Genomic DNA, 23,594 nt, shown 5'->3' with positions numbered 1-23,594 from the left:
TGGCCGCGCGCCGCGGCGCCATTCAAGCCCGGCGGTCACGGGCGTTCGCACATGAAGACAGGGCCGGGGCCCCGGCGCCAGGGAGATGCCATGTCAGGCTCCGTTCACGACAAGCTGAACCGCGTGCGCAAGCCGCGCGTCCACATCACCTATGAGGTCGAGACCGAGGGCGCCGCGATCGAGCGCGAGCTGCCCTTCATCGTCGGCGTCATGGGCGATTTCGCCGGCGACCCGACGGAGCCGCTGAAGCCGCTCGCCGAACGCAAGTTCACCCAGATCGACCGCGACAACTTCAACGATGTGATGGCGCGCATCGCGCCCGGCCTGAACATGAAGGTCGAGAACACGCTGGCCGGCGACGGCAGCGAGATGGCCGTGAATCTCAAGTTCAAGTCCATCGAGGATTTCGAGCCCGCCCGCGTGGCCGAGCAGGTGCCCGCGCTGAAGGCGCTGATGGAGACCCGCGCCAAGCTGCGCGACATGATGAGCAAGGTGGACAACTCGCAGCAGCTGGAAGAGCTGCTTGACGAGGTGCTGCAGGACGATGCGAAGCTGAAGGCGCTCTCCGCCCAGCTCGGCCTCGACAAGCAGGAGGGCTGAGGCCATGAGCGGAACCGAAAGCGCGCCCGCCGGCGCCGCCGCGACCACCACCACGGAAGACGGCCCCTCGCTGCTCGACCAGGTGCTGGGTGCCACCCGCCAGACCGAGCGCGACCGCGCGCAGGAACTCATCAAGGCGCTGACCGAGGAGGCGCTGAAGGGCACCGTCACCTACAGCCGCAACCTGACGCAGACCTTCAACCGCGCCATCGCCGAGATTGACCGCAAGCTGTCGCAGCAGCTCAACGCGATCATGCATCATGAGAAATTCACGAAGCTGGAGGGCTCCTGGCGGGGGCTGCACCACCTCGTGATGAACAGCGAGACGGGCACCAGCCTCAAGATCCGCCTGCTCCAGGCGAGCAAGCGCGAGCTGAACCGCGACCTGACGCGGGCGGTGGAGTTCGACCAGTCCGGCCTGTTCAAGAAGATCTACGAGAACGAGTTCGGCACCCCGGGCGGCGAGCCCTATGGCGCGCTGATCGGCGACTATGAGTGGACCAACCACCCGGACGACGTCGAGACGCTGCGCCTGATGTCCAACGTGGCGGCGGCGGGCTTCTCGCCCTTCATCTCGGCGGCCGGGCCGGGCATGTTCGGCTTCAACGACTACCGCGAGCTGTCCCGCCCGCGCGACCTGTCCAAGATCTTCGAGACGGCGGAATACGCGAAGTGGCGCAGCTTCCGCGACACCGAGGACAGCCGCTTCGTGACGCTGGTGCTGCCGCGCGTCATCGCGCGCCTGCCCTATGGCGCGAACACCAAGCCGATTGACGAATTCGCCTATGAGGAGGCGCCGTTCAACCCGGACGGCACCGCGAAGGCGATGGAGCACCACGAGTATTGCTGGATGAACGCGGCCTATGTGCATGCCGCGCGCCTGACCGACGCCTTCGCCCAATATGGCTGGTGCACCGCCATCCGCGGCGCCGAGGGCGGCGGCAAGGTGACGAACCTGCCGGCGCACGTCTTCACCTCCGACGATGGCGACCTCGACACCAAATGCCCGACCGAGATCGGCATCACGGACCGGCGCGAGGCGGAGCTGTCCAACAACGGCTTCCTGCCGCTGTGCCACTACAAGAACACCGATTACAGCGTGTTCTTCGGCGCGCAGACGGTGCAGAAGCCCAAGAAGTATGACCGGCCGGAGGCGACCGCGAACGCCGCCATCTCCGCCCGCCTGCCCTACATCATGGCCACCAGCCGCTTCGCGCATTTCCTCAAGGTGATGGCGCGCGACAAGATCGGCAGCTTCATGGAGGCGAGCGACGTCGAGGCCTGGCTGAACCGCTGGATCCAGAACTACGTGAACCCGATGGAGGGTGCGGGCCAGGAATCGCGCGCCAAATATCCGCTGCGCGAGGCCAAGGTGGAGGTGAAGGAGATCCCGGGCCGCCCGGGTTCCTACAACGCCGTCGCCTACATGCGGCCCTGGCTGCAGATGGAGGAACTCACCACCTCCATGCGGATGGTCGCGCGCATCCCGCAGAAGAGCTGAGCGGGCGGCCCTCGTGAACCACGGGGGCGCGCTGCGCGGGCCGGTGCTGGGCGGCCGCTTCTTCGGCCATGCCGCGCCCGAGGCCGCGCTGCTCGCGGCCTTCCTGGCGGAGGACGACCCCGCCGCCCTGCTGCGCGCCTGGTTCGGCACGGAGGCGCTGCGCGAGGCGGCGGCCCGGCCCGACCGCGCCGCGCGGCTGATGGAGGCGCTGGACCGCGACATCGTGGCGCTGGATGCTGCCATATCCCGCCAGCTCGACCGCGTGCTGCACGCGCCGCGCCTCACCCGGCTGGAGGGCTCCTGGCGCGGGCTGCGCTGGCTGGTGGATGGTTTCGCGCAGGACCGCCTGGTGAAGATCCGCCTGTTGCCGGTGCGCTGGCGCGACGTGGCGCGCGACCTGGAACGCGCGGTGGAGTTCGACCGCTCCGCCCTGTTCCGCCTCGTCTATGAGGAGGAGTTCGGCACCCCGGGCGGCGAGCCCTTCGGCATGATCGTGGCCGATTACGAAATCCGCGGCGGGCCGGCGCCCGGGCAGGAGGTGGATGACATCACCGTGCTGGCGCAGCTGGCCGGCATCGCCGCCGCCGCCTTCTGCCCCTTCGTGCTGCCGGCCTCGCCCGCGCTGCTGGGCCTCGATGATTTCCACGACGCCTCGCCCACGCTGAACATCCTGGACGCGCTGCGCACGCCCGAGCGCGCGCGCTGGCGCAGCCTGGCCGCGCGGGAGGACACGCGCTTCCTCGCCATTCTGTTGCCGCGCACGCTGGGCCGGCCGCTCTGGCGCGACGATGGCAGTAGGGATGACCGTTTCCGCTACCGCGAGCACGCAAAGGGGGCCGCGCAGCGCGTCTGGACCACGCCCGTCTATGCCATGGCCGCGGTCGCCGCCCGCGCCTTCGCGCGCTACCGCTGGCCCGCCGAGATCCGCGGCGCCGAGCCCGGCTGGGACGCCATGGGCGGCGTGGTGGAGACGCTGCCGCATGAGCGCTTCCGCGCCGACCCGCCCGGCCCTCCCCCCCGCCCGCCACTGGAACTGAGCCTGACCGACGAACAGGAACGCCAGGCGGCCGAGGCCGAGATGGTGGCGCTCTGCGGCCTGGAAGCCCTGCCCGAGGCGAGCTTCGGCGCCGTCCCCACCCTGCACCGCCCGCCGCGCATGACGAGCGAGGTGGCCAATGCCAACCAGCGGCTCTCATCGCAGCTCAACAGCGTGCTCTGCGTCTCGCGCTTCGCGCATATCGTGAAGCTGATGGGGCGCGACATGGTGGGCAGCTTCGCCTCGGCCGAAGATGTGGAATTCCGCCTGCAGACCTGGCTCAGCAAGCATATCAGCGGCCTGGCCGGCGGCGGCGACGCGGCCGCGCGCTATCCGCTGCGCGACGCGCGGGTGGAGGTGCGCGAGCGCCCAGGCCGCCCCGGCAGCTATGGCTGCACCATCCTATTGCAGCCACACTACCAGCTGGACGAGGTGGGGGCCTCCTTCCGCCTGGTCACGGAACTCGCGGCGCCACGGCAGGCCGCCTGAACGACAAGGAAACAAGGCGATGGCATCGGCGGGCGAGGCATTCAAGGCAGGCGATCTGGCGGCGGCCATCGCGGCGCAGCAGGCGGTGGTGAAATCCGCCCCGCGCGATTCCGGCGCGCGCTGGTTCCTGGCGGAATTGCTGCTCTTCGCCGGCGAGGCCGAGCGCGCGGACCGCATGCTGGACGCGGCGGTACTGGAGGAGCCCTCGCCCGCCGTGCTGGAATTCCGCAAGCTGCTGCGGGCCGAGGTCATCCGCCAGCAGGTCTGGGGCGAGGGCCGCGCGCCGCAATTCTCGGGCGAGGACGCGACGCCCGCGCAGACCGCCGCGATCCGCGCCGCCGTGCTGGCCCGCGCGGGCGAGACGGAACGCGCGGAGGAAGCCGCGCTGGCCGCCGAGGACAGCCGCCCCGCCACCCCCGGCACCGCCACGCTGGCCGACGGCACCACGCTGGACTTCGAGGATTTCCGCGATGCCGATGACCTGATGGCCCCCATGGTCGAGGTGCTCACCACCGGCGGCGACCACATCCTGGTGCCGGTGGAGCGCATCGAGAGCCTGGAATTCGAAACCCCCCGCCGCCCGCGGGATCTCGCCTGGCGCCGCACCACCATCACGCTCCGCGACGGCACGGAGGGCGTGGTCTACATGCCCGCCATCTATCCGGGGGCGGCCGCGCGGGAGGATGCGCTGCGCCTGGGCCGCGCCACCGAATGGACGGAAGGCCCCGGCCCCGTGCGCGGCCAGGGCCAGCGCCTCTTCCTGGTGGGCGAGGAGGCCGTGGCGCTGGCCGACCTCGCCACGCTGCGCTTCGCCGCGCCGGGATGAGCGGCCGCGCCCCGCCCCAGCGCCTGCGCCTGCCGCTGCTGGACCGGCTGATGGATGACCGCCCCGACCGTCTCGAGGAGGAACCCCTGAAGCTGTCGGAAGCCATGGACCGGCTGCGACTTTCCGTCCGGCGGGATTTGGAGGCGCTGCTCAACGCGCGCCGCCGCCGCTGGCCGCTGCCGGCCCAGACGCCCGAGCTCGCGCTCTCGCCGCTCGGCTACGGCATCCCGGACGCGACGGCGGGCAGCTACGCCCTGCCGGAGCGGCGCGAGGCGCTGGCGCTGGAGGTGGAGCGCATGATCCGCCGTTTCGAACCGCGCCTGCACGCGGTGAAGGTGACGCTGCGCGAGGGCGGTGATGAGCTGGACCGCACGCTGCGCCTGCGCGTGGACGCGCTGCTGCACGCCGAGCCCATCAGCTTCGAGACGCTGATCGAGGCCGTCAGCCACGAGGTCCGGGTGGCCGAGCGCGGATGAGCGAAAGCCTTCTCCCCTTCTACAACCGTGAACTGGCGGCGCTGCGCAAGCTGGCCGGGGAATTCGCGCAGGCGAACCAGAAGGCGGCCGGGCGGCTGCGCATCGCCACCGACGGCACGGTGGATGACCCGCATGTGGAGCGCCTGCTGGAAGGTGTCGCCTTCCTCGCCGGCCGCGTGCAGCAGCGGCTGGATGACGAGCTGCCCGAGATCACCGACGCGCTGCTGGAACTGCTCTCGCCGCATCTGCTGGCGCCGGTGCCCAGCATGGCGACGGTGCGCCTCTCGCCCAAGCGCGACGCGCGCGGCCCCGCTTTGGTGAAGCGCGGCACGCCCATCGAGACGGAGCCGGTGCGGGGCGAGGTGCTGCGCTACCTCACCTGCCATGACGTGACGCTCTGGCCCGTGCGGATCGAGGCGGCGCGGTTGATGGGCCTGCCGCTGGAGGCGCCGCCCAACCCGCGCGCGCCGGGGGCTTCGGCCTGCCTGCGCATCACGCTGCGGACCACCGCCGAGGGCTTGGGCTTCGCGGAGACGGGGCTCGACCGGCTGCGCCTGCATCTGCGCGGCAGCCACCAGGTCGCGGCCGCGCTGCACGAATTGCTGGCCACATCCTGCATCGGCGTCGCGCTGGCCGATGGCCCCCATGACGCGATGCCCACCCTGCTGGACCCCGCGCAGCTCCGCGCCGTGGGGTTCGAGCGCGAGGAGGCCGCGCTGCCCTGGCCGCAGCGCGCCTTCGACGGCCACCGGCTGCTGACCGAGTATTTCGCGCATCCGGAAAAGTTCCTCTACCTCGAACTCGGCGGGCTGGAGGCGCGCAGCCTCGTCCAGCAGGGCGACCGGCTGGAGGTCTTCCTCTATCTCAGCCGCGCCGCGCCGGAGCTGGAGCGCATCGTCGCGGCCGAGACGCTGGCGCTGCATTGCACGCCCATCGTGAACCTCTTCCCCCATCGCTGCGAGCCCATCGCGATGGACGGCACCCAGTCGGACTGGCTGGTCATCCCGGATGTGCGGCGCACGGCCGCGCTGGAGCTCTACAGCGTGGAAAGCGTGCGCGAGAGCCGCCCCGACGGCCGCCGCCGCACGGTGCTGCCCTTCCAGCGCCTGGCCCGCGACGCGGGCGAGGAGGCCGAGGCCGCGCCGATGCAATGGGTCGCCGCGCGCGGTTCCGCCGCCGCGCCGCTGCGGGGCACCGAGACACGGCTGCTGCTCTGCGACCCCGGCTTCAACCCCGAGGCCCCGGCCGATGGCGTGCTGACCATCGAGGGGCTCTGCCTCAACCGCGACCTGCCGGAGCTGCTGCCCTTCGGCGGCGGCCAGCCGAAATTGCGCATCAGCGACCCCGCCGCCCCGGCGGAGCCGATGGCGGAATGCCTCTACGCCCCCACGCCCCGGCTGCCGCCCCGCCTGCGGGACCGGGGCGCCTGGCGGCTGGTGTCGCACCTCGCCCTGAACCACCTCTCGGTGATGGGCGGGCCGGATGCGGCGGCGGCGCTGCGCGAGATGCTGCGCCTGCACGATCTGCGCGACACGCCGGAGACGCGCAGCGCCATCGCGGGCCTCGTCTCGGTCACGGCGGGCAGCGGGCTGGCGCGCATTCCGGGCCAGCGGCCGGGCGTCTTCGCGCGCGGGCTGGACGTGGCGCTGACCTTCGAGGCCCAGGCCTGGAACACCGGCGGCCTCTATCTGCTGGCGGCGGTGCTGGAACGGTTCCTGGCGCTCCAGGTCTCGGTGAACGGCTTCGTCCGCACCCGCGCCCTGCTGCGCGGGCGGGCGAACCCGGTGGCGAGCTGGCCGCCGCGCAGCGGTACGCGGGTGCTGCTGTGACGGCACGCCCGCCGAAGGACGCTCTCGCCCAGGACCCCGAGCTGTTCGACCTCGACCAGGCGGCCTTCGTCATCGCCCCCGGCCAGGACCCGGTGGAGCTGCCCTTCGCCAGCCAGCCGCGCCTCGCCTTGCCGCTCAGCGAGGTGACGGCGGCGGACCCCGCGACGGGCGCGCTGACCACGCCGCTCTTCGGCCTCATCGGGCCGGGGGGCACGCTGCCGCGCCACTACACCGCGACGGCGGCGGCGGAGCTGCGGGCGCGCAACCGCGCCCTGGCGCAGTTCCTGGACCTGCTGGCGCGGCGCTTCACCGGCATGTGGGTGAAGGCCGGCGCCAAGTATCGTCCCACCCGCGACCCCGTGCCCGCGACGCGCGCGCTGGACGCCGTGATCGGCCTCGGCACGCCGCATCTGGGCGCGCGCCTGGCCGTGCCCGCGCCCAGCCTGCGCTACCATGCGGGGCATCTGGCCGCCCGCACGCGCAGCGCGGCGCGGCTGGCCGCCATGCTGGCCGAGGAGGCGGGCACGGAGGTCGAGATCGTGGAATTCGCCGGCGGCTGGCTGCGCCTGCCGCCCACCGAGCAGACGCGCCTGGGTGCGGCCCATGCCGCGCTGGGGGATTCCGCCACAGCGGGCGCGCAGATCTGGGACCCGCAGGCGCGCTTCATCATTCGCCTCGGTCCGCTCGATGCCGCCGCCTTCGCCGAGCTGCTGCCCGGCCGGCCGCTGTTCGACCGGCTGTGCGGGCTGACGCGCCTCTTCGTGGGGCCGGAGCAGGAATTCGTGCTGAACCCGCTGCTGAAGCCCGAGGCGGTGCCGAAGGCCCAGCTGGGGGCGGGGGCGCGGCTTGGCCTCACCTCCTGGATGGGGGGTGCCAAGCCCCGCCGGTCGGTGGCCCGCGACGCCCTGCTGCGCCCGCCCGCCCTGTGAGGATGCCCGCCGCATGACCGTCTGGAGCCACGGCTACGTCGCCGACAGCCCCTACACCTTCTCCTACCAGCCCGCGCAGGCGCCGGGGCATCTCGCCATGGTTTGCGCCATGGCCGGCGTGGTCTGGGCGCCCCAGCCGCGCATGGCCATGCTGGACATCGGCTGCGGGCGGGGGCTGACGGTCAATGTGCTGGCCGCCGCCAATCCGGGCTGGCATGTGCTGGGGCTCGATTACAACCCGGCCCATATCGCAGAGGCGCAGGAGCTGGCCGATGCCGCCGGCTGTGCCAATGCCGGCTTCTGCGAGGCCGACCTGGCCGAGATGACCGATGCCGAGATGGACCGCCTGCCCGAACTCGACATCGTCACCATCCATGGCGTCTGGACCTGGGTGGCCGATGCGGTGCGGGCCGGCATCGTGCGGCTGCTGGCGCGACGGCTGAAGCCGGGCGGGCTGTGCTATATCGGCTACAACGTCCAGCCCGCCTTCGGCGCGGATGCGGCCTTGCAGCGCCTGTTCATGCACCTGGCGGGGCAGGCGCGCGGCTCCTCCCGCGCGCGGGTGGAGGCGGCGCTGGAACAGGTGCGGGCGCTGGCCGCCACCAACCCCGCCCAGCTCCCCTCCACGCCCATGCTGCGCTACCTGCTGGACAAGGAGCAGCGGCTGGACACCGCCTATCTCGCGCATGAATTCCTGACCGCGCATTGGCGCCCGGCCTTCCACGAGGATGTCTGCGCCGCGCTGGCCCCCGCCAAGCTGGAATTCGTGGGCAGCGCCACGCTGCACGAGAACATGCCGGACCTGCAGCTCGACGCCGCGCAGCGCGCCACGCATGACGGCATGCCGCCCGGCCCGGCGCGGGAGTTCATCAAGGATCTCTGCCTGCCGCGCGCCTTCCGCCGCGACGTCTTCATCCGCGGGCTGCGCCGCACCGACCATGTGGAGGCGCTGGACCGCCTGGTCATCGCCGCCTGCCGCGCCCTGCCGGAGGAAAGCCCCAAGCTCTCCGTGCCGGTGGGCGAGGCGGAACTCGTGCCCGCCATGTGGCAGCCCATCGCCGCCGCCCTGCGCGAGGGGCCGCAAAGCCTGCACCGCCTGCGCCACCTGCCCGAGGAGCGCCGCCCCAACCCGGCCGAGCTGCTGGCCGTGTTGCAGGGCACGGGGTTCGTGGTGCCCGTGCTGCGCGAGCCGCAGGTGACGGAGGAGGCGCAGCGCTTCAACCGCGCCCTCTTCGCCGCGACGCTGGCCAGCGGGGACCGGGAGGGGCAGTTCGCCCTGGCCTCCTCCGCCATCGCGGGCGGGCTGCCCTGCGCCTGGCTGGAAATGGCGCTGGCCGTGCAGCCCGACATCCTGGACGCCGCGCCCGAGGCCCTGGCCGCGCGGCTGCTGCCCCATCTGGACGGCGAGGACCAGGCGGAAGCCGCCACCCTCATCACCCGCATCCGGGCGGAGCGCATTCCCGTCTGGCGCGGGCTGGGCCTGCTGCCGGGCTGATGGGCGCCGCCTATTCCATCGCCTTCCAGGCCCAGCAGACCCCGGCGCATTTCGCCCTGGTCGCCGCCATGGCCGGCCACCCCTGGACCCCGCGCGAGCGGATGGTGGTCGTGGACCTCGGCTGCGGGCGGGGGCATGTGGCGCAGGTGCTGGCCGCGGCCAATCCGGGCTGGACGGTGTTCGGACTGGACCATGACGCGGCCGCCATCGCGGAGGCGCGGCAGCTGGCCGCCCGCGCGGGCCTCGCCAACGCGAATTTCCTGGAGCTGGACCTCGCCGCGCTGGATGGCGCGGAGCTGGACCGGCTGCCCGAATGCGACGTGGTCATGGCGCATGGAATCTGGGGCTGGGTGTCGGATGCGGTGCGGGCGGGGGTGGTGCGCTTCCTCGCGCGGCGGCTGAAGCCGGGCGGGCTCGCCTATGTCGGCACCAATGCGCTGCCGGCCTCCGGGGCGGAGGCGGGGCTGCAACGCCTGCTGCGGCACCTGGCGGGCGGCGAGGCCAGCGCCGAGGCCGCCCTCCATGCCATGTCCCGCCTGCGCGCCTTGGCCGGGTCCGGCGGCCTGAACCTGCCGCGCACGCCCATGCTGGAGCGCCTGCTGGCCGAGCCCTGCGTGCTGGAACCCGGCTTTGTCGCCCATGAATTCCTGACGCCGCATTGGCGCCCCGTCTTCCACGAGGATCTCGCCGCCGCCCTGGCCCCGGCCCGGCTGGAATTCCTGGGCAGCTGCAACCTGATGGAGGCCCTGCCGGCGCTGGCCGGCACGCCCGCGCAGCGCGCCGCCCTGGCGCCGCTGGAGGGCACGGAATTCGCCAAGGACCTGCTGCTGGCCCGCGCTTTCCGCGCGGACCTCTTCGTGCGCGGTCGGCGCCGGGTGGACCCTGTGGCCGCCATGGACGCGCTGCCGCTGGCCGCCTGGCAGGCGCCGCCCGCGGCCTCGCCCGCGCTGCGCACCGCCGAGGGAAGGGCCGCGCTGCCCGAGGCCGCCTGGGCGCCCATCGCGGCGCGGCTGGCCGAGGGGCCGGCGCGGCTGGGCGTGCTGCGCGCCGCGGTGCCGGAGGCGCTGCGCCCGCAACCGGCCGAATTGCTGGCGCTGCTGGTGGATACGGGCCTCTGCCTGCCCGTCTTCCGCCCGCCCGCCATGGCACCCGCCGCCACGCGCTTCAACCGCACCGCCGCCGCCTTCCATGCGCCGGGGGGCGAGGGCAGGGGGCATTTCGCCCTGGCCTCGCCCGTGGCCGCCGGCGGGGTGCCGGCCGGGGCGCTGGACCTCGCTTTGGTCGGCGCGCTGCTGGCGGGGGGCGATGCGGCGAACCCGGAGGCGCTGCTGACACGGTTCCAGCCCGGGCTGGGCGGCGGGGCGCGGCTGGTGGCGGTTTCACGTATCCGCGAAAGGCTGGCCGAGGCGCTGCCCCTGTGGCGGCGCTTCGGCATCCTTCCCGCCGGCTGACCGGCCGTTGCGCTTTCGCTTCCACCTGCCCGCCCTGGCGCTCTACGCTTCCGGCCGGAAACGCTGGCGTCTGATCGGCTTCGCTGGGATCGCCGAAGCCGTGAATCAGCCGCCCGGCCATTAAAGGAGGCCATGATGCCCACCTTCCTCCGCGCCGCGCTGCTGGTCTGTGGCGCATTGCTGCCCCTCGCCGCGCTGGCCCAGCCGCCCGCGATCCCCGCGCCGCCGGCCGCCGCGCCGCCCGCTTCCGCGCCTGATGCCGAGGAGCGCCAGATCATCGAAAGGCTGACGCGGGGCATCCGCGTGCCTGGCCGCCCGGGCAGCGAGGGCGCCACCAGCGGTGGCCCGGCCACCCCCCAGGGCGAGGTCGGCAAGGCGCAGGAGGCGGACGAACCCCCCTCGGTCAACCTGACCGTCTTCTTCCCCACGGGGTCCGCGCGCATCACGCCCCAGGCCGCCGACGCCCTGGCGGCGCTGGGCCGCGCGCTGAACCGTGAGGAGCTGCGGCCCTTCCGCTTCCGCGTGGAGGGCCACACCGACACCGAAGGCGATGCCCGCATGAACCAGATGCTCAGCGAACGCCGCGCGCTGGCGGTGCGCGAGCACCTGATCGAGAAGTTCGGGATCGCTCCGCACCGCCTCCTCGCGCAGGGCATGGGCGAGAGCCGCCTGCTGATCCCGACGCCCGACAATTTCCCCGAACCCCGCAACCGGCGCGTGCAGATCGTCAACCTGGGCGGGTAGAGTGCGGCAGGGGTCGGGCGGCCCCCGCTGGAAGGGAGGGCAGGGCACGATGGATGATGACGCCACCGTGCGGCTGGCCCGGCCGGGCGCGGTTCCGGCGTCAGAGGCCACGCCGCCGCGTCGCGGGCCGGCTTTGGCGGGGCCAATTCTGGCGGGGCTGGGCCTTGCGGTCCTCGTCGCGGGCGGGGCCGCGCTGTGGTGGTGGCCGCGCGAGGGGCCGCCGCCGGAGGCCCCGCTGGCCATGGCACCCCCCGTGGCGGCGCCGCCGCCCCCCATGGTGCTGGCGCCGCCCCCGGCCGTGGCGCCCTCACCGGAGGCGTCTGCTCCCTTGGCGCCTCCCCTCCTGGCGCCGCCGAGCCGCAGCCAGGCCGAGATCGCCGCCCATGTCGCCACCCGGCCCACCCTGTTCCGCTGGGACGCCAACCCGCTGGTCTTCGTGCTGGATTTCCCGGATCTGGCCAGCCAGGGGGCGGCGATGAACCGCGCTGCCGCCCTGATCGAGAAGGCCCGCACCCCGCGCGACCGCGTGCTGGACGATACGGCCCTGGCCGCCGCCATCGCCGCCGACCGCAACACGCCCTCGGACTACTATTTCGGGCACAATTACCGCGCCTCGGACCTCACGCGGATGTTCGCGCTGGCCGAGCGTGACGGCATCGCGCTGAACCCGCGGGAGCAATGGCTGCGCGAGCAGGTGGCGCTGGTGCAATCCCTCGCCCCCGGGCGGGATGCCGCCATCCTGACCATTCCGGGCCTGGGGCCCGAGGTCTCCCCCGCACTGCGCGCCGCCATCCTGCGGCACGAACTCGCGCATGGGCAGTTCTTCACCCTGCCCATGTTCGCCGCGCATGTGATGGCCGTCTGGCACCGCGGCATGACGGAGCAGGAGCGGGCCGCCATCCGCGCCTTCCTGGGCCGCGAGGGCTATGACACCGCGCAGGAGGAGATGATGGCCAATGAGGCCATGGCCTACATCCTCCACACGCCCGACCGCGCGGTCTTCGACCCGGTGCGGGAGCTGGGCTGGGACGAGGCACAGGTCGCGCGCATCCGCGCCCTCTTCGCCGAGGGCGCGCCGCCCGAACCGTGAATCAGGCCGCGACGCGCGCCCGGTCGAGGAAGTTCTTCAGGATGCCGTGGCCATGCTCGGAGGCGATGCTCTCCGGGTGGAACTGCACGCCATGGATGGGCAGTTCGCGGTGGGCGAGGCCCATGATGAGCCCATCCGCCGTCTCGGCCGTGATGGCGAGGCTGTCCGGCAGCGTCTCCCGCTTCACCACCAGCGAATGATAGCGCGTGGCGCGCAGCGGCGAGGGCAGGCCGGCGAAGAGGTCCTGGCCCTCATGCTCCACCTCCCACACCTTGCCATGCACGGGTTCGGGCGCGCGGATCACCTCGCCGCCGAAGGCCTGTCCGATCGCCTGGTGGCCGAGGCAGACGCCCATCAGGGGCAGCTTCGCCTCGGCGGCGGCGGCGATGAGCGGCAGGCAGATGCCGGCCTCATTGGGCGTGCAGGGGCCGGGCGAGAGCACCACCGCGTCGGGCCGCATGGCGAAGACGTCCTGCACGGTCAGCGCGTCATTGCGCCGCACCACCACCTCCACCCCCAGATCGCCGAGGAAGTGGTAGAGGTTGAAGGTGAAGCTGTCATAGTTGTCGATGAGCAGGAGCATGGGGTCCAACATGGCGAGGGGCCCATGCTCCGGTCAAGCGGTGCTTGAAGCGGCGCGTCACCACCCGCCGCCGCCCCGGCTGCCCCCACCCCCGCCCGAGAACCCGCCGCCCCCCGAGCCGCTGCGCGAGGAGGAGGGGGACCGTGCGGCCGAGCCATAGGAACTGGCCAGCGCGCTGCCGAGGCCCGACAGCCCCGACCCCCGATAGCGCCCGCCCCGGTACCAGCGCGGCTGGTAGCCCTCGGGCGAGGTCGCGGCGCGGGCCAGCACGTCGCTGAACTGCCGCGTCCAGGCCGTCTCCACGCCCAGCGCCACGGCATAGGGCAGCAGCGCCTCGAAATGCTCGGGCGTGCGGTCGGGCGGGTTGTGGAAGCGCAGTCGCTCGGCCTCCGCCACGGTCAGGTAGAGGCGCGTGCCCTCGATCTCGTCCAGCGCCTGGCGGCCGGTGGGGGTGGGCGCCTTCAGCAGATGGTGGAAGATCACGTTCACCGCGACGAGGGCGATGGTGCCCGCCACCATCTCCCAGCCGATGAACTCGGCCGCGAAGAGGACCCCGAACAGGGTGAACCCGGCGACGAACAGCCCGGCCACCGCGGCCACCACCAGGCCGAAAGCCTCGCGGATGCCGCCGCCCGCGCGCCATTGCCGGAAACCCCGGACGAGGCCGAGCGGAATGCGCAGCGTCACCGCCGCGAAGCCACCCACCATGATCACGAGGGGCGCCACCTCCAGCACATGCGGATGGGTCAGCGCCATGGCCGCCCAGCCCAGCAGCGTGATGAGCACGCCCAGCACCTTCCAGCCCGTGTTCCGGCGGAAGAAGACGCGGTTGAAGGTGGCGTCCAGGTGCCGCCGCAGCGCCGAGCGCGCGGTGGAGAGCGCGGAATGGTTGGCCTGCGCCAGCACGATCATCTGGCGGCCGCCCAGCAATTGCTGCAGCAGCACCGCCTCGCCCGCCGAGGGCTCGGGCGCGCCGGGCGGCGGCGCGGCGCGCGTCAGGATGATCTGGCGCGAAGAATCCTCGCTGATGGTGAGGTGCCCCTTCACCGCGAGGCTGATCACCGCGGCCGACAGGCATTGCGCGTCGAAGCCCATGCGCTCGATGAAGCGCATGGCGGCGGGCGGCAGGGTCGGCTGGTAGACGGGAATGATGGGCCCGCCGCGGGGGTCGCGCCCCACGCGGTGCCAGACGAAGCCGTAATAGGCGAGCAGCAGCGCCAGCACGACGCCGCCCACCTCCAGCGGGGAGCGGTTCATCAGCCAGTGCAACGCCCCGTGCCGCGCGTCATGGGTGACGAAGCCCTGCGGAAAGCCCACGGCGACGGTGAGGTTCTCGCCCGCCGCGAGCGGCCGCGTGGCCTGGAAGGCGATGCGCCCGCCGCCGAGATCCGTGACGCGGACATCGCCGCCGCGCTCCCGCGCGCGGCCGGTATAGGCGGCCTGGCGCGTGGCGGTGGCGCCCGGCGGCAGCACCACCTCGGCCGAGAGGCGCAGCACGGGGAAGGCCCAACCCGTGCCGTTCACATTCCAGTAGACCTCGTCGAAGCCCTCGAAGGCGCGGACCTCGTTCTCCATGCGGAAGCGCAGGCGGTAGCGGTGGACGCCCTGCGTCAGCACCGCGTCCGCGCGGCCGAGATAGACGCGCACGCCGCCGCCGATGCGCTCGGTGCGGAAGGTCTCCGCCTCACCGTTGCGGGTGGCCTCCAGCACCTGGAACCCCGCGCGGAAGATGCCGGCGGGGTCTATCGGGCGCAAATCATAGTCGCGGTAGATGCCGCGGCGGATGGCCTGGCCCAGCGCCAGTACCTCGATCTCCTCGGTGACGATGAGGGCGCCATCGGCCTGGATCTCGATGCGCGCGGTAAAGTCGCGCGTGACCTCCACCTGCTGCGCGAACGCGGCCCCGGCCGCGAGCCAGAGGCAGAACGCCAGCAGCCAGCGCATCAGCTTCCCACCCGTCAACGGAAGGAGACGGGCACGGGGCGGGAGGCGGCTTCGGCCTCAGCCTCGTCGAGGGTGAAGAATTCGGCGGGCGTGAAGCCGAAGGAACGGGCCACGATGTTGGAGGGGAACTGCTCCACCGCCACGTTCAGCTCGCGCGCCGAGCCATTGTAGAAGCGGCGCGACATCTTGATGCGGTTCTCGGTGTCGGTCAGCTCCTGCTGGAGCTGGCGGAAATTCGCGTCGGCCTTCAGCTCGGGATAGGCCTCGCTCAGCGCGAACAGGGATTTCAGCGTGGATTGCAGCGCGTTCTCGCTCCGCGCCTGGGCCTCGGGGCTGCCCTGGTTGGACATGGCCTCGCCACGGGCGCGCACCACCTTTTCCAGCGTCTCGCTCTCATGCCCCGCATAGCCGCGCACCGTCTCGACCAGGTTGGGGATGAGGTCGTAGCGGCGCTTCATCTGCACCTGGATGTCCGACCACGCCTCGCGCACACGGATGCGCAGGCCGACCAGCCGGTTGTAGGTGACGATGACATAGGCGGCGACCAGCACCAGGACGCCGCCCAGGATATACACCATTTCCATCACGCCCTCCGCTGACTGTGCGCGCGGAGGTTGTAGACGAAAGGACCCCCCGCGTCAGGTCCGGCGCACGTTCCAGAAGACCGGGATGCCGCCGGGCTGCATCACGCCCGTCAGGTTGCGGCGATGCGCGAGCGGCTGGAAGAACTGGCCGAGCGGGATGTAGGGCACGTCCTCGAACATCTGCCGCTGCAAATCGGCGGCGATGCGCTGCTGCGCCGGCAGGTCGGGTGCTTCGAACCAGGCCTCGCGCAGGGATTCGAGGCGGGCACTTTCCGGCCAGCCGATGAAGCCCTGCCGCCCCTGGCCGCGCAGCATGAGGTGGCCGGCGGGGTTGAGGTGATCCAGCCCGCCCCAATTGGTGCAGAAGGCGCTCCAGCCGCCGGCATCGGGCGGCGTCTGCTGCGCGCGGCGCTGCACCACCGTGCCCCAGTCCATGGACTGGAAATCAATGTTGACCTGGAGGCGGCGGAACATGTCGGCCGCCACCTGCGACCATGCGGCGAGGCTCGCGATGTCGGTGGTGCCGAGCAGCACGATGCGTTCGCCATTGTAGCCGCTCTCGCGGATCATGCGGCGGGCGGTCTCGATGTTGTTCTCGAAGACTTCCAGCCCCGCATCGCTGGCCAGCGGCGTGCCGGGGGTGAAGGCGCCCACGCCGGATTTGAAGCCCTGCGGATCGCTGCCCATGAAGGCCGTCATGAAATCCGCCTGGTTCACGGCGCGCAGCAGCGCCTGGCGGAATTTCGGGTTGTTCATCGGCGCGTGCAGATGGTTGGGCCGCATGACGGCGATGGAGCCCAGCGGGTCCGGCACCATCACGTTCACGTTGCGGTTCCGCCGCAGCATGGGGGCGAGGTCCGGCGTGGCCACCTCCCACCAATCCATCTCGCCCGAGACCATGGCGTTCGCGGCGGTCGCGAAGTCCGGGATGATGTGCCACTCCACGCGGTCGAAATGCACGACCTTGGGGCCGGCCGTGCCGCTGGGCGTGCCGTTCGCGCGCGGCCGGTAGCCGGCGAAGCGCTCATAGACCACGCGGCTGCCGGAGATCAGTTCCCGCGCGTTGAAGGTGAAGGGGCCGGAACCGATCACCTGGTCGGGGCGGATTTGCGTGAAGGCGTCGGTCGCGGCGATGCTGGCCGGCATGATGAAGGGCGCGTTGGAGGTGGGCTTGGCCAGCGCGTCCAGCATCAGCCCGAAGGGCCGGCTGAGGCGGATGGTGAAGCGCCGGTCGTCCAGCGCGCGCATCTCCTCGGTGAGTGCCGCGAGGCGCGTGCCCATGGCGTCGCGCTTGCCCCAGCGCTCCAGCGAGGCGATGCAATCCTGCGCGCGGACGGGTTCGTTGTTGTGGAAGCGCAGCCCTTCGCGCAGGGTGAAGGTCCAGAGCTTGCCGTCATTCTCGACGGTGTGGCCTTCCACCATCTGCGGCTGCGGACGGTAGTCGTCATCCAGGCCGTAGAGCGTGTCCCACACCGCGAAGCCGTGGTTGCGGGTGATGTAGGCGGTGGTCCAGACCGGGTCCATCACGGTCAGGTTCGCGTGGGGCACCACCTTGAGCACGCGGTTGGCCTGCGCCTGCACGATGGAAGGCGCGGCGGCCGCCGCGGCGGCGCCGGCCAGGAAGGAACGTCTTTGCATCTCTCAGTCTCCCATGCCCGTTACGGGTCTGGGGCCGGAGCATGACGAGCGCGGGGCCGCCATGTCCACTTTTTTGCTGCGCTACAGCAGGGCCTCGCCGCGCAGCACGGGCACGCAGGCGCCGCCGACGGTGGCGTGGATGGCCTCACCTTCGCGCCGCGCCGTGCTCCGCATCAGCGAGGGCCGGCCCATCTCGACGCCCTGGGTGATGTCGAAGCGCGCCGTGGCGTCCTGGGTAAGGGACAGGCGCAGCGCGGCGAGCGGTGCCGCGGCGCTGCCGGTGGCGGCATCTTCCATGGTGCCCGTCAGGGGGGCGAACATGCGCGCGCTGAGCGTCGTGGCGCCCGTCACGGCATAGAGGTAGAGCGGCAATCCCCGCGCGCCCAGATGCGGGAATTCCCGCGCCGCGGCGGCGAAGGCGGCGGGGTCGGGGCGGGCCTGGGCCAGCGCGGCCTCCGTCACCTGCGCGATGATGAAGACATTGCCGCAGCCTGCGATGACGGGGGCGTGGCCCTCGGTGAGGACATCCGCGGGCGCGATGCCCACGCAGCCGGCCAGCAGCGCCGGGTCCATCCGTTCGCCCAGCGCCAACGGCTGCGGCGCCGTGATCTCGGCGCTGTCGCCTTCGACGCGCACCTCGACCAGGCCGGCGATCTCCTCGAAGCGCAGCACGCCTTCCACCGCGCGCGGGGCGAGTGCGAAGCCCGTGCCGACATTGGGGTGGCCGGCGAAGGGCATCTCACCCGCGCGGCTGAAGATGCGCACGCGGGCGGTGTTGGCGGGGTCCTCGGGCGGCAGGACGAAGGTGGTCTCGCTGAGATTGAACTCACGCGTCAGCGCCAGCATCTCCGCGTCCGACAGACCGCGCGCATCGGGAAACACCGCCAGCGGGTTGCCGCCGAAGCGCGTGTTGGTGAAGACGTCGAGCGTGACGAAGGGATAGCGGCGCGTCACAGCGCCATCTCCACCATCACCGGCACATGGTCGCTCGCCTTTTCCCAGCCGCGCGCCTCGCGCAGGATGTGCTGGCGCGTGAGCTTGCCGCGCAGATCCTCGCTGACCCAGATGTGGTCGAGGCGCCGGCCGCGGTCACTCGCCTCCCAGTCGCGCGCGCGGTAGCTCCACCAGGAATAGAGCTTCTCGCTGGCCGGCACGAAGTGGCGCACGGCGTCGTGCCACTGGCCCTGTTCCATCCAGCGCGCCATGGCCTCCACCTCGACGGGCGTGTGGCTCACCACATCCAGCAATTGCTTGTGCGACCAGACATCGTGCTCCAGCGGTGCGATGTTCAGGTCGCCCACCAGCACGCGGCGGCGCGTGGGCGCGCGCGTCGCGGTCCAGGCCGTCGCTTCGGCCACGAAGTCGAGCTTGTGCGCGAATTTCGGGTTGGCCTCGCGGTCGGGAATGTCGCCGCCGGCGGGGACGTAGAAATCATGCAGCTCGATGGGCCCGCCCGGCGCGTCGAGCAGCGCCACCAGGTGCCGGCAATCGCCGCGCGCGCACCAGTCGGGCGCATCCTCCACCAGGGTGAAGGGCACGCGCGAGAGGATGGCCACGCCATTGTAGCCCTTCATCCCCTTGGCCGCGATGTGGGGGAAGCCCAGCGCCTCGATCTCCGCGCGGGGAAACAGCTCATCCGGGCACTTCGTCTCTTGCAGGCAGAGCACGTCCGGCGCCTGCGCCGCGTCCAGCGCCTTCAGCAGCGGCCAGCGCAGCCGCACGCTGTTGATGTTCCAGGTGGCGATACGCAAGGGGAGTTCCTCTCAGCGGTCGGCACGCGGATGGGCCATGCGCCAGGTGGCGAGAAGCCCCTCCGTGTCCACGGCGGTGTAGCGCTGGGTGGTGGAAAGGCTGGCATGGCCCAGCAATTCCTGGATGGAGCGGAGGTCCGCCCCGCCCGCCAGCAGATGGGTGGCGAAGGAGTGGCGCAGCGCGTGCGGCGTCGCGTGCTCCGGGATGCCGGCCAGGCGGCGATAGTCGCGCATGGCTTTCTGCGCCACGGCGGCGTCCAGCCTTTCGCCCCGCACGCCGAGGAAGAGGGGTTCGTCCGGCTCCGCCCCCGGCCGCTGGGCCAGCCAGGCGGCGATGGCCTCGCGCACCACGGGCAGCACGGGGACGATGCGCGCCTTGCCGCCCTTGCCCATGATGCGAAGCGCCGTCTCGCTGCCCGGCAGGGGGGCGTCGCGCACGTCCAGGCCCAGCGCCTCGGAAATACGAAGCCCGCTGCCATAGAGCAGCGTGAACAGCGCCGCATCCCGCGCCGCCTGCCATTGCGGGCGGGGCGTGGCCTCGGTCATGCGGATGGCGGCGATGCCCGTGCCGAATTCGCGCGCATCGGCCGGCGAGAGGGCGCGCGGCAGCGGTGGCTTGCGCCGCGGGCCGCGCAGCCCGGCCACGGCCACCGGCGCCACCCCCTGCTGGCGCGAGAGGAAGCGCAGGAAGCCGCGGATGGCGGCCAACTGCCGGGCGCGGGTGGCGTTGGAGGCGCCCTCGGCCGCGCGGGCGGCGAGGAAGCCACGCAGGTCGGCCAGCCGCAGCGCCGACAGTGCGTCGAGGTCCGGCGCCGCGCCCAGATGGCGGGTCAGGAATTCCAGCAGGTCGCGGAGGTCACGCCCATAGGCCTCGACCGTGTGGGGGCTGGCGCGGCGTTCCTGCGCCAGCCAGTCGAGGAAGGCCTGGCAGGCGGCCTCGCCCGTCATGCGCGGTGCAGGCCGGCGTGCAGGGCGCGGGCCAGCACGTCCAGGGATTCGGGTTCGTGCGGCAGGTCCTCCGCCGCGCGGGCGCCGAGGGCGAGCGTGGCCTCGCCCACGCGCAGCAGGGCCTCGCGGCGGACCAGCGGCGCGGCCTCACCATGCCAGAGGGGGTCGGCGCGGGGGTGTCGCGCAGGGTCAGGGCCGCGGGGGCGGGGTGGGGCAGGAGGGTGGCGTGCTCGACGCCCAGCAGGGAGGGCCATTCGTGGCGCACGCAATCGCGCGGGTCCGCGGCGGCGATGAGGGCGAGGACGGCCTCGGCCACCTTGGCGGCGAAGCTGCGCCCGGTGCGCCCGGCGGCGAGGACTTGGCGCCACTCGGCCCGCCCGGCCTGGATCATGGCCGCCATGTGGTCGGCCAGCACCTCGCCATGGACGCGGCGGGGGGGTGCCAGGACGGCGTAGAGGCCCGGGCGCGCGGCGAGGAAGCCGGGATGGGCGCGCAGATAGGCCTCGACGAAGGCGGCCTCCTCGGCCTCGGTCTTGCGGGCGGCGGTCATGCGCGGAGCATGGCATGGGGCGGCGGAGTCAGGGAAACCTCCCGATCAGGGGAGCCGCAGCCCAGCGCCCGAGTGCAGGAAAAGCGCCCACTTCCCCACTCACCGGCCGCAAGGCGGCCGGCGCGCCCAGCCCAACCGCTGGCCCCGGCGCGCCAGCGCGCGGCGCGGAAGCCAAGGCGGCGGAGCCGCCGCCCGGCGCTTGAGGGCGTCAAATAATGGTTTGCCCCGTCTTCGCCCAATCGGCCAGGAAGGCCTCCAGCCCCTTGTCCGTCAGCGGGTGCTTGAACAGGGCGCGGATCACGTTGGGCGGCATGGTGCCCACATGGGCGCCGAGCTTCGCGGATTGCAGCACATGCACGGGGTGCCGGATGGAGGCGACCAGCACCTCGGTCTTGAAGGCGTAGTTGCGGTAGATCTGCACCACGTCGGCGATCAGCCCCATGCCGTCCTGGCCGATGTCATCGAGGCGGCCCACGAAGGGCGAGATGAAGGTGGCGCCCGCCTTGGCCGCCAGCAGCGCCTGGTTGGCCGAGAAGCAGAGGGTGACGTTCACCGGCGTGCCCTCGTCGGACAGCACCTTGCAGGTGCGCAGCCCCGCTTCCGTCAGCGGCACCTTCACGCAGACATTGGCGGCGATGCCGCGCAGGTAGCGGCCCTCGGCCAGCATGGTGTCGTAATCGGTGGCGGTGACCTCGGCGGAGACGGGGCCGGGGGTGATCTCGCAGATCTCGGCGATCACCTCGCTCATCTTGCGGCCGGACTTGGCGATGAGGCTGGGGTTGGTGGTGACGCCATCCAGCAGGCCGGATCCGGCCAGGGCCCGGATTTCCGCGACATCGGCGGTGTCCACGAAGAACTTCATCTGTTGCATATCCCAAAGAGGCGGCGGGCTTGACCCGGGGCGGGCCGGTGCCCAGGGAATAGCCCATGGCAGCACCCCCAAGAAAGGCCGGAAGGCGCATACGCGTCCTGCTCCCGCTGCCGCTCGCCGAGGCCTATGACTACTGGCTGCCCCAGGACGTGCCCGCGGGCCCCGGCAGCTTCGTCGAGGTGCCGCTGGGCGGCCGCACCACCCTGGGCGTGGTGTGGGAGGATGCGCCGGAGGGCGGCGTGGCCGAGGGAAGGCTGCGGGATGTCATCGCCCTCAAGCCCGCGCCGCCCATGCGCAAGCCCCTGCGGGAATTCGTGGATTGGGTGGCGGCCTACACCCTCTCGCCGGCGGGGGCGGTGCTGCGGATGGCCATGGCCTCGCCCTCCGCGCTGGATAAGCCGGCGGCGGTGGCTGGCTGGCGCGCGGTGCAGCCACGCCCCGAGGGCGCCCGCATCACCCCCGACCGCGCCCGCGCGCTGGAGGCGCTGGGCACGGCCACCCTGCCGGGCACGGAAATCAGTCGGCGGGCGGGCGTCTCGCCCGGGGTGGTGCGGGGCCTCGCTTCGGTCGGGCTGATCCAGCCCGCCGCCATGCCCCGCCAGTCGGCCTTCCCCCGCCCGGACCCAGGTTATGCGCCGCCCGCGCTGGGCGAGGCGCAGTCCCGCGCGGCCGAGGCCCTGGTGCGCGGCGTGGCGGCGCGCGCCTTCGGCGTGACGCTGCTGGAGGGGGTGACGGGCTCCGGCAAGACCGAGGTCTATCTGGACGCCATCGCCGAATGCCTGCGGCAGGGACGGCAGGCGCTGGTGCTGCTGCCGGAAATCGCGCTCTCCACCCAATGGCTGGCGCGGTTCGAGCGGCGCTTCGGCGCCCCGCCCGCGCTGTGGCATTCGGAATTGTCCTCGCGCACGCGGCGGGTGACGTGGCGGGCGGTGGCGGAGGGAACGGCGCCCGTGCTGGTGGGCGCGCGTTCGGCCCTGTTCCTGCCCTTCCCGGACCTCGGCCTCATCGTGGTGGATGAGGAGCACGAGACCGCCTTCAAGCAGGAGGAGGGCGTGATCTACCACGCGCGCGACATGGCCGTGGTGCGCGCGCGCCTGGAACAGGCCGCCTGCGTGCTGGTCAGCGCCACCCCCAGCCTCGAGACGGTGACGAACGCCAAGGATGGCCGCTACGCGCGCCTTTCGCTGCCGCAGCGCCATGGCGGGGCGAGCCTGCCCGACATTCGCGCGCTGGACCTCCGCGTGACGCCGCCCGAGCGCGGGCGCTTCCTGGCCCCGCCCTTGGTCGCGGCCATCACCGAGACGCTGGCGCGCGGCGAACAGGCCATGCTGTTCCTCAACCGCCGCGGCTATGCGCCGCTGACGCTCTGCCGCACCTGCGGCCACCGCATGCAATGCCCCAACTGCACCGCCTGGCTGGTGGAGCACCGGGCGCAGCGCCGCCTGCTCTGCCACCATTGCGGCCACACGGCGCCCACCCCGCCCGCCTGCCCCGAATGTGGCGCGGAGCATTCCCTGGTGCCCATCGGGCCGGGCGTGGAGCGCATCCAGGAGGAGGTGGCGGAACTTTTCCCCGACGCCCGCCGCCTGGTCATGGCCAGCGACACCATCCCCGGCCCCGCCGCCGCCGCCGAGGCCGCCCGCCAGATCGAGGCGCGGGAGGTGGACCTCATCATCGGCACGCAGATCGTGGCCAAGGGCTGGCACTTTCCGCACCTGACGCTGGTGGGGGTGGTGGATGCCGATCTCGGCCTTGGCGGCGGGGATTTGCGGGCGGCGGAACGCACCATGCAGTTGTTGCACCAGGTGGCGGGTCGGGCGGGGCGCGAGGCGGCGCAAGGCCAGGTGCTGCTGCAAAGCTTCGCGCCCGACCACCCCGTGATGGCCGCGCTGATGGCCGATGACCTGCCGGGCTTCCTGGAGGCCGAGGCCGCCCAGCGCGCCCCCGGCCACTGGCCCCCCTTCGGCCGCCTGGCCGCGCTGATCGTCAGCTCCGAGGATGCGCGGGCGGCGGAACGCGCGGCGCGGGATCTGGGCCTGGCCGCGCCGGAAGGGGAGGGGGTGCAGGTGCTGGGCCCCGCCCCCGCGCCGCTTGCCTTGCTGCGCGGCCGCCACCGCCACCGCCTGCTGCTGAAGGCGCCGCGCGGGGTGCGGGTGCAGCCCTTGCTGCGCGACTGGCTGGGGCGGGTGGACGTGCCCGCGAATGTGCGGGTGCAGGTGGATGTGGACCCGGTGGGGTTCCTGTGATCCAGGGGCATAA

General features: G+C 72.5%; 21 protein-coding genes. 12 read left to right on the top strand and 9 right to left on the bottom strand.

The window, feature by feature from the left end:
• The first annotated feature begins 90 nt into the window (after positions 1 to 90).
• The 11 genes from tssB to ICW72_RS12170 all read left to right on the top strand — a co-directional run bounded on the left by tssB (position 91) and on the right by ICW72_RS12170 (position 12,466).
• Positions 91 to 600, top strand: coding sequence for a type VI secretion system contractile sheath small subunit (gene tssB / locus ICW72_RS12220; RefSeq protein WP_191082960.1), 510 nt, complete (start codon positions 91 to 93; stop codon positions 598 to 600).
• Between the two features lie 4 nt (positions 601 to 604).
• On the top strand, positions 605 to 2,101 hold the full coding sequence (tssC, locus tag ICW72_RS12215) for a type VI secretion system contractile sheath large subunit (RefSeq protein ID WP_191082959.1): 1,497 nt from the start codon (positions 605 to 607) through the stop codon (positions 2,099 to 2,101).
• Positions 2,102 to 2,114: 13 nt separating this feature from the next.
• Entirely contained in the window at positions 2,115 to 3,626 is a 1,512-nt protein-coding gene (tssC, locus tag ICW72_RS12210; protein WP_191082958.1) for a type VI secretion system contractile sheath large subunit, read from the top strand.
• 19 nt (positions 3,627 to 3,645) lie between these two features.
• Positions 3,646 to 4,452, top strand: coding sequence for a type VI secretion system accessory protein TagJ (locus ICW72_RS12205; protein WP_191082957.1), 807 nt, complete (start codon positions 3,646 to 3,648; stop codon positions 4,450 to 4,452).
• Complete coding sequence (gene tssE, locus ICW72_RS12200) at positions 4,449 to 4,928, top strand: type VI secretion system baseplate subunit TssE (protein ID WP_191082956.1); 480 nt, start codon at positions 4,449 to 4,451, stop codon at positions 4,926 to 4,928. The genes ICW72_RS12205 and tssE overlap by 4 nt, the downstream gene beginning before the upstream one ends.
• Entirely contained in the window at positions 4,925 to 6,757 is a 1,833-nt protein-coding gene (tssF, locus tag ICW72_RS12195) for a type VI secretion system baseplate subunit TssF (protein WP_191082955.1), read from the top strand. The genes tssE and tssF overlap by 4 nt, the downstream gene beginning before the upstream one ends.
• Positions 6,754 to 7,686, top strand: coding sequence for a type VI secretion system baseplate subunit TssG (tssG, locus tag ICW72_RS12190; protein WP_191082954.1), 933 nt, complete (start codon positions 6,754 to 6,756; stop codon positions 7,684 to 7,686). The genes tssF and tssG overlap by 4 nt, the downstream gene beginning before the upstream one ends.
• A gap of 13 nt (positions 7,687 to 7,699) precedes the next feature.
• Entirely contained in the window at positions 7,700 to 9,181 is a 1,482-nt protein-coding gene (locus tag ICW72_RS12185) for a class I SAM-dependent methyltransferase (RefSeq protein ID WP_191082953.1), read from the top strand.
• Entirely contained in the window at positions 9,181 to 10,632 is a 1,452-nt protein-coding gene (locus ICW72_RS12180) for a class I SAM-dependent methyltransferase (RefSeq protein ID WP_191082952.1), read from the top strand. The genes ICW72_RS12185 and ICW72_RS12180 overlap by 1 nt, the downstream gene beginning before the upstream one ends.
• Before the next feature lie 132 nt (positions 10,633 to 10,764).
• Entirely contained in the window at positions 10,765 to 11,376 is a 612-nt protein-coding gene (locus ICW72_RS12175; RefSeq protein ID WP_191082951.1) for an OmpA family protein, read from the top strand.
• 49 nt (positions 11,377 to 11,425) lie between these two features.
• Positions 11,426 to 12,466: a hypothetical protein gene (locus ICW72_RS12170; RefSeq protein WP_191082950.1), complete on the top strand. Its 1,041-nt coding sequence runs from the start codon at positions 11,426 to 11,428 to the stop codon at positions 12,464 to 12,466.
• Between the two features lies 1 nt (position 12,467).
• Here ICW72_RS12170 and ICW72_RS12165 read toward each other — a convergent pair whose 3' ends face one another.
• The 9 genes from ICW72_RS12165 to fsa all read right to left on the bottom strand — a co-directional run bounded on the left by ICW72_RS12165 (position 12,468) and on the right by fsa (position 21,326).
• Positions 12,468 to 13,049, bottom strand: a complete 582-nt coding sequence (locus ICW72_RS12165; protein ID WP_191082949.1) for an anthranilate synthase component II — start codon at positions 13,047 to 13,049, stop codon at positions 12,468 to 12,470.
• Between the two features lie 57 nt (positions 13,050 to 13,106).
• Complete coding sequence (locus ICW72_RS12160; RefSeq protein ID WP_191082948.1) at positions 13,107 to 14,993, bottom strand: DUF2207 domain-containing protein; 1,887 nt, start codon at positions 14,991 to 14,993, stop codon at positions 13,107 to 13,109.
• Between the two features lie 14 nt (positions 14,994 to 15,007).
• On the bottom strand, positions 15,008 to 15,577 hold the full coding sequence (locus tag ICW72_RS12155; RefSeq protein WP_191082947.1) for a LemA family protein: 570 nt from the start codon (positions 15,575 to 15,577) through the stop codon (positions 15,008 to 15,010).
• Positions 15,578 to 15,631: 54 nt separating this feature from the next.
• A complete protein-coding gene (locus tag ICW72_RS12150) occupies positions 15,632 to 17,215 on the bottom strand; it encodes an ABC transporter substrate-binding protein (protein WP_191082946.1) in 1,584 nt (527 codons plus the stop codon).
• 81 nt (positions 17,216 to 17,296) lie between these two features.
• Positions 17,297 to 18,169 (bottom strand): PhzF family phenazine biosynthesis protein, encoded by an 873-nt coding sequence (locus ICW72_RS12145; protein WP_191082945.1) that lies wholly within the window; start codon positions 18,167 to 18,169, stop codon positions 17,297 to 17,299.
• Entirely contained in the window at positions 18,166 to 18,966 is an 801-nt protein-coding gene (locus ICW72_RS12140) for an exodeoxyribonuclease III (protein WP_191082944.1), read from the bottom strand. The genes ICW72_RS12145 and ICW72_RS12140 overlap by 4 nt, the downstream gene beginning before the upstream one ends.
• Positions 18,967 to 18,978: 12 nt before the next feature.
• Positions 18,979 to 19,914: a tyrosine recombinase XerC gene (locus ICW72_RS12135; RefSeq protein ID WP_191082943.1), complete on the bottom strand. Its 936-nt coding sequence runs from the start codon at positions 19,912 to 19,914 to the stop codon at positions 18,979 to 18,981.
• The gene (locus ICW72_RS12130) at positions 19,823 to 20,464 is read right to left on the bottom strand and encodes a hypothetical protein (RefSeq protein WP_191082942.1); all 642 of its coding nucleotides are present in this window, start codon (positions 20,462 to 20,464) and stop codon (positions 19,823 to 19,825) included. The genes ICW72_RS12135 and ICW72_RS12130 overlap by 92 nt, the downstream gene beginning before the upstream one ends.
• A gap of 208 nt (positions 20,465 to 20,672) precedes the next feature.
• The gene (fsa, locus tag ICW72_RS12125) at positions 20,673 to 21,326 is read right to left on the bottom strand and encodes a fructose-6-phosphate aldolase (RefSeq protein ID WP_191082941.1); all 654 of its coding nucleotides are present in this window, start codon (positions 21,324 to 21,326) and stop codon (positions 20,673 to 20,675) included.
• 65 nt (positions 21,327 to 21,391) lie between these two features.
• Here fsa and ICW72_RS12120 point away from each other — a divergent pair, with 65 nt between their 5' ends.
• Positions 21,392 to 23,581, top strand: coding sequence for a primosomal protein N' (locus ICW72_RS12120; protein WP_191082940.1), 2,190 nt, complete (start codon positions 21,392 to 21,394; stop codon positions 23,579 to 23,581).
• The last annotated feature ends 13 nt before the right edge of the window (positions 23,582 to 23,594 follow it).

Origin of the sequence: Roseococcus microcysteis (assembly GCF_014764365.1) — a bacterium.
Lineage (GTDB): Bacteria > Pseudomonadota > Alphaproteobacteria > Acetobacterales > Acetobacteraceae > Roseococcus > Roseococcus microcysteis.
This window is presented reverse-complemented; position numbering and strand designations above follow the sequence as displayed.